Source organism: Mesorhizobium sp. WSM4312 (assembly GCF_002294875.1).
GTDB lineage: Bacteria > Pseudomonadota > Alphaproteobacteria > Rhizobiales > Rhizobiaceae > Mesorhizobium.
The window spans coordinates 325,650-331,812 of the sequence record NZ_NSFU01000007.1 but is presented as its reverse complement, the minus strand read 5'-3'; the positions used below and the strand labels follow the sequence as shown (position 1 = coordinate 331,812).

The window sequence follows — 6,163 nt, the reverse complement described above, 5'->3', positions numbered from 1 at the left end:
TTGATGGTGACGACGATGCCGGCACCGACGGTGCGGCCGCCTTCACGGATGGCGAAGCGCAGCTTCTCTTCCATGGCGATCGGCACGATCAGCTCGACATCGACCGTGATGTTGTCGCCAGGCATCACCATCTCGGTGCCGGCCGGCAGCGACACGATGCCGGTCACGTCCGTCGTGCGGAAGTAGAACTGCGGACGGTAGTTGGTGAAGAACGGCGTGTGACGGCCACCTTCGTCCTTGGTCAGGATGTAGGCTTCGGCCACGAACTTCTTGTGCGGCTTCACCGTGCCGGGCTTGGCCAGAACCTGGCCGCGCTCGACGCCTTCACGATCAACGCCGCGCAGCAGCGCGCCGATGTTGTCGCCAGCCTGGCCCTGATCGAGCAGCTTGCGGAACATTTCCACGCCCGTGCAGGTCGTCTTGGTCGTCGGACGGATGCCGATGATCTCCAGCTCCTCGCCGACCTTGACCACGCCGCGCTCGACGCGGCCGGTCACCACCGTGCCACGGCCCGAGATCGAGAACACGTCTTCGATCGGCATCAGGAACGGCTTGTCGAGCGGACGAACCGGGGTCGGGATGTAAGCGTCGACCTGAGCCATCAGCTCGCGGATCGCGTCCTCGCCGATCGTCTTGTTCGAATCCTCCAGCGCGGCCAGCGCCGAACCCTTGACGATCGGAATGTCGTCGCCGGGGAATTCGTTCTTCGACAGAAGCTCGCGAACCTCGAGCTCGACCAGTTCCAAAAGCTCGGCGTCGTCGACCTGGTCGACCTTGTTCAGGAACACCACGATCGACGGCACGCCGACCTGACGGGCAAGCAGGATGTGCTCGCGGGTCTGCGGCATCGGGCCGTCGGCGGCCGACACGACCAGGATCGCGCCGTCCATCTGCGCGGCACCGGTGATCATGTTCTTCACATAGTCGGCGTGGCCGGGGCAGTCGACGTGGGCATAGTGGCGGTTGGCCGTCTCGTATTCAACGTGAGCCGTCGAGATGGTGATGCCGCGCGCCTTCTCTTCCGGCGCCGCATCGATCTGGTCGTAGCGCTTGTACTCGCCAAAATACTTCGTGATCGCCGCCGTCAGCGACGTCTTGCCATGGTCAACGTGACCAATCGTGCCGATGTTCACATGAGGCTTAGTGCGCTCGAATTTACCTTTTGCCATGTGATGTCTCCATTTCCTGCTCGCCCATGCGGGCTTTGAATTGCGTTACCGCGACGGCTCTTTCGAGTTACGCGTATTTTTTCTGGACTTCCTGGGCGACCGCGGTCGGGACCGGTTCGTAGTGGTCGAACTGCATCGTGTAGGCCGCGCGGCCCTGGCTCATCGAGCGCAGGTTGTCGACGTACTTGAACATGTTGGCGAGCGGCACCATCGCGTTGATGACGACGGCCACGCCGCGTGCTTCCTGGCCCTGGATCTGGCCACGACGGCCGTTCAGGTCGCCGATGACGCTGCCGACATAATCTTCCGGCGTCACGACTTCGACCTTCATGATCGGCTCGAGCAGCTGCACGCCAAGCTTGGGCGCGGCTTCACGGAAGCAGGCGCGGGACGCGATTTCGAAGGCCAGGACCGAGGAGTCGACGTCGTGGTAGGCGCCGTCGATCAGCGTCGCCCGGACGCCGATCATCGGGAAGCCCGCGAACGGACCAGCGCCCATGACGCTCTGGATGCCCTTTTCGACACCCGGAATGTATTCCTTCGGCACCGCGCCGCCGACGATCTTGGACTCGAAGACGAACTCTTCGCTCTCGGTGTTCGGCTCGAAGATAACCTTGACACGGGCGAACTGGCCGGTACCGCCGGTCTGCTTCTTGTGGGTGTAGTCCTGCTCGTGCTTGCGGGTGATCGTCTCGCGATAAGCCACCTGCGGAGCGCCGACATTGGCCTCGACCTTGAACTCGCGACGCATGCGGTCGACGATGATGTCGAGATGCAGTTCGCCCATGCCGGAGATGATGGTCTGGCCGCTTTCCTCGTCGGTCTTGACGCGGAAGGACGGATCCTCGGCAGCCAGGCGGTGAAGAGCGAGGCCCATCTTTTCCTGGTCGTTCTTGGTCTTCGGCTCGATGGCGATCTGGATGACCGGATCGGGGAATTCCATGCGCTCGAGGATGACCGGGTGCAGCGGATCGCACAGCGTATCGCCGGTGGTCGTGTCCTTGAGGCCAGCCAGAGCGACGATGTCGCCGGCGAAGGCTTCTTCGACGTCGGCGCGCGAGTTCGCATGCATCTGCAGCATGCGGCCGATGCGCTCCTTCTTGCCCTTGACGGTGTTGTCGACCGAGATGCCCTTGGTGAGCTTGCCCGAATAGATGCGGGCGAAGGTCAGCGAACCGACGAACGGGTCGTTCATGATCTTGAAGGCGAGCATCGAGAGCGGCTCGTCGTCGACGGCATGACGCTCGATCTCGGCATCAGTCTTGGCATCGACGCCCTTGATGGCGGGAACGTCGGCCGGCGACGGCAGGTATTCGACGACGGCGTCGAGCAGCGGCTGCACGCCCTTGTTCTTGAAGGCCGAGCCACAGAACATCGGGAAGAACTTGACCGCTATCGTGCCCTTGCGGATCAGCGAACGGATCTCGTCATTCGAGGGCATCTTGCCTTCGAGGTAGTTCTCGAGGGCCGTCTCGTCCATTTCGACGGCGGCCTCGATCATCTTCTCGCGGTACTCCACCGCACGTGCCTGAAGGTCGGCCGGTATCTCGACGACGTCCCAGGCAGCGCCCAGCGTCTCGTCACGCCAGACAAGCGCGTTCATCTCGACGAGGTCGACGACGCCCTTGAATTCGGTCTCGGCGCCGATCGGCAGCTGCATGACGACAGCCTGCGCACCAAGGCGCGAGCCGATCATCTCGACCGAGCGGTAGAAGTCGGCGCCGATCTTGTCCATCTTGTTGCAGAAGATCATGCGCGGCACGCGGTACTTGTCGGCCTGGCGCCAGACGGTTTCCGTCTGCGGCTCGACACCGGCGTTGGCATCGAGCAGCGCGATGGCGCCGTCGAGCACGCGCAGCGAACGTTCGACTTCGATGGTGAAGTCGACGTGTCCGGGAGTGTCGATGATGTTGAAGCGGCGCATCTTGCCGTCACGGCCCTTCCAGAAGGTCGTGGTGGCGGCGGACGTGATGGTGATGCCGCGTTCCTGCTCCTGCTCCATCCAGTCCATGGTGGCAGCGCCGTCGTGCACTTCGCCGATCTTGTGCGACTTGCCCGTGTAATAGAGGACGCGCTCGGTGGTCGTCGTCTTGCCGGCGTCAATATGCGCCATGATACCGAAATTGCGGTAGTCTTCGATTTTGTATTCGCGGGCCATCGTAGCTGCCTCTCAGTCCTGTTCGCGCTTTACCAGCGGTAGTGTGCGAAAGCGCGGTTGGCTTCAGCCATCTTGTGGGTGTCTTCGCGCTTCTTGACGGCCGTGCCGCGGTTGTTGGCCGCGTCCATCAGCTCGCCGGAGAGGCGATCGATCATGGTGGTCTCGTTGCGGTTGCGGGCAGCCGCGATCAGCCAACGAATGGCCAGCGCCTGGCGGCGCTCGGGACGCACGTCGACCGGAACCTGGTAGGTGGCGCCGCCGACGCGACGCGAACGCACTTCCACATGCGGCGCGACATTGTCGAGCGCCTGATGGAAGACGGTGACCGGCTCCTGCTTGGTCTTCGACTGGACCTGGTCGAGCGCGCCATAGACGATGGTCTCGGCGACCGACTTCTTGCCGTCATACATGACGGCGTTCATGAACTTGGTGACGATCAGATCGCCGAACTTCGGATCCGGGTTGATCTCACGCTTTTCTGCACTGTGACGACGCGACATGGCTTTTGTCTCTCAATCTCGTAGCCCGACGCTTTCAAGCAGCGCCAGGGCCGGAAAATCTTACTTCGGACGCTTGGCGCCGTACTTCGAACGGCGCTGCTTGCGGTTCTTTACGCCCTGCGTGTCGAGCACGCCGCGGATGATGTGGTAGCGGACGCCCGGAAGATCCTTGACGCGGCCGCCGCGGATCATGACCACGGAGTGTTCCTGAAGGTTGTGACCTTCGCCGGGGATGTAACCGATCACTTCAAAACCATTGGTCAGGCGGATCTTGGCCACCTTGCGCAGCGCCGAGTTCGGCTTCTTCGGCGTCGTCGTGTAGACGCGCGTGCAGACGCCCCGCTTCTGCGGGTTCTGCTGCATGGCCGGGACCTTGTTGCGCTTCACCGGCGCAATGCGCGGCTTGCGGATCAGCTGGTTGACGGTAGGCATTAAACCCTCTTGTCTCTCAATTCCGTGTCTCGTGCCGGTCAAGGCTCGCTCAAAGCGTCATTTCCATACGCAAATTCGGGCCACAAACCGCGCCTCGCGGTCTTGCCCGAACAAATCGCAGAGGAAGCGGAAGCCGCTTCGTGCACGCCGGAAATGTCTTTTCGCTCGTAAAACGAACCCTGTTTGAGGCAAACTCCAAAGCGTGTCGCTTCGGAAGGGAGAGCCTCACATCGGTTCTGACTGGGCGGCTTCTACTCGTAAGCCCGCGAACCGTCAACCCCGGCGCGGCAAATATTGCATCGAAGGCGGGGCTTGGCAGCCATGCGAAAACCGCAGGTAATTTTCTTTCGCCATTTTGCAAGGACGGAGAAGAAAGTAACTGGTTTTTGGCTGTCGCGCGGCCCCGCTTCATGCGAAAAGGCCGCCTGAGCACTCAAAATCCCCTCGCCCGCGCTTTGCCAGGAGGAATCAGCCCGTGAACGACAATGAAGAACGCCCGGTCACCATCATCACCGGCCGGGTGTGGAAGCGCAAAGGCGGCAAGCCGGAAGGCGTCCACGTCATGCTGGTGGCGCCCGACGACGATTCGGCGGTGCGTCGCGCCCTCGAATCGCTTGCGGCGGAAGGTTACGCCGAGGCCGAGCTCGACCAGATCGGCGATATGGACGGCGTGCCGGACGACGAGCCGCATCTGTCGGCCTATCAGGGCGCGCTCGAAGGCGAAGTGTCGATCGTCACCTTCGACGCACCGATCTGAAACCAGGGCACCGATGATGGCCAGATCAAAGGCGATTGAACCTGCATCCCGAGCCTGGGCCGACAAGGCGGTCGCCGCGATCGAGGCCGACCAGCACCGTTCGGCCGATACCCACCTCTGGAAATTCGATCTGCCGGCGCTGATTGGAATCGACTTCTATCTTAAGGATGAGTCCACCCATCCGACCGGCAGCCTCAAGCACAGACTTGCGCGTTCGCTGTTTCTCTATGCGCTGTGCAATGGCCTTGTCCGTGAAGACACCCCGGTGGTCGAAGCCTCATCAGGCTCGACAGCTGTGTCGGAAGCCTATTTCGCGCGCATGATCGGCGTGCCCTTCTATGCGGTGATGCCTCGGTCGACGTCGCGCGAAAAGATCGCCGCGATCGAGCACTATGGGGGCAACTGCCATTTCATCGACGACGGCAGGCGCATCTATGCCGAGTCGTCCGAACTCAGCGAACGGCTCGGCGGCCATTTCATGGACCAGTTTACCTATGCCGAACGTGCCACCGACTGGCGCGGCAACAACAACATCGCTGATTCCATCTTCGGACAGATGCGCGAGGAGCGGCACCCCATCCCAAGCTGGATCGTGATGAGTGGCGGGACGGGCGGCACCACCGCCACGATCGGCCGATACCTGCGCTACAAGCGGCACGCCACGCGGCTGTCGGTGGCGGATGTAGAACGCTCGGCCTTCTTCGAAGGCTTTGCCACGCATGATCGCGAATGTCGCTGCGAGCAGCCGTCGCGCATCGAAGGCATTGGCCGACCGCGCATGGAGCCGTCCTTCGTCCTAGGTGTCATTGATCACATGTTGCAGGTGCCGGATGCCGTGTCGCTGGCGGCAATGCGGGTGTTGTCGCGCCGGCTCGGCCGTCGTGTCGGCGGTTCGACCGGCACCAACTTCATCGCCATGTGCTTTCAGGCGGCGCGCATGATCGAGCACGGTAAGACCGGTTCGCTGGTGACGCTGATCTGCGATTCCGGCGACCGTTACGCCAACACCTACTATTCTGATGAGTGGCTGGCGGCCAACGGCCTCGACCCCTCGCCCTTCGAACCTGCGATCGAAGCCTTTTTGGGGGGCGGAAAACTGACACTGCAATTCGAGGAAAGCTGGGGCTGACTTTTCGGCTTCCGGCTT

6 protein-coding genes are annotated in these 6,163 nt (G+C 62.2%); 2 read left to right on the top strand and 4 right to left on the bottom strand.

The window, feature by feature from the left end:
* The 4 genes from tuf to rpsL all read right to left on the bottom strand — a co-directional run.
* The coding region (gene tuf, locus CK228_RS14320; protein WP_056566843.1) for an elongation factor Tu at positions 1–1,169 on the bottom strand (1,169 nt) is incomplete at its 3' end.
* Positions 1,170–1,236: 67 nt separating this feature from the next.
* On the bottom strand, positions 1,237–3,327 hold the full coding sequence (gene fusA, locus CK228_RS14315; protein WP_095770222.1) for an elongation factor G: 2,091 nt from the start codon (positions 3,325–3,327) through the stop codon (positions 1,237–1,239).
* 29 nt (positions 3,328–3,356) lie between these two features.
* Positions 3,357–3,827, bottom strand: coding sequence for a 30S ribosomal protein S7 (gene rpsG, locus CK228_RS14310; RefSeq protein WP_006202127.1), 471 nt, complete (start codon positions 3,825–3,827; stop codon positions 3,357–3,359).
* A 60-nt stretch (positions 3,828–3,887) separates the two neighbouring features.
* Complete coding sequence (gene rpsL / locus CK228_RS14305; protein WP_006333356.1) at positions 3,888–4,259, bottom strand: 30S ribosomal protein S12; 372 nt, start codon at positions 4,257–4,259, stop codon at positions 3,888–3,890.
* A 475-nt stretch (positions 4,260–4,734) separates the two neighbouring features.
* Here rpsL and CK228_RS14300 point away from each other — a divergent pair, with 475 nt between their 5' ends.
* Positions 4,735–5,016, top strand: a complete 282-nt coding sequence (locus CK228_RS14300) for a transcriptional regulator (RefSeq protein WP_095770223.1) — start codon at positions 4,735–4,737, stop codon at positions 5,014–5,016.
* Positions 5,017–5,032: 16 nt separating this feature from the next.
* Positions 5,033–6,145, top strand: a complete 1,113-nt coding sequence (locus CK228_RS14295) for a PLP-dependent cysteine synthase family protein (protein ID WP_245438029.1) — start codon at positions 5,033–5,035, stop codon at positions 6,143–6,145.
* Positions 6,146–6,163 lie beyond the last annotated feature (18 nt).

What these genes read in the sequence shown, in the direction of transcription:
- fusA (WP_095770222.1), bottom strand. Translation starts at nt 3,327, where the DNA reads ATGGCCCGCGAATACAAAATCGAAGACTACCGCAATTTCGGTATCATG.
- rpsG (WP_006202127.1), bottom strand. Translation starts at nt 3,827, where the DNA reads ATGTCGCGTCGTCACAGTGCAGAAAAGCGTGAGATCAACCCGGATCCG.
- rpsL (WP_006333356.1), bottom strand. Translation starts at nt 4,259, where the DNA reads ATGCCTACCGTCAACCAGCTGATCCGCAAGCCGCGCATTGCGCCGGTG.
- CK228_RS14295 (WP_245438029.1), top strand. Translation starts at nt 5,033, where the DNA reads ATGGCCAGATCAAAGGCGATTGAACCTGCATCCCGAGCCTGGGCCGAC.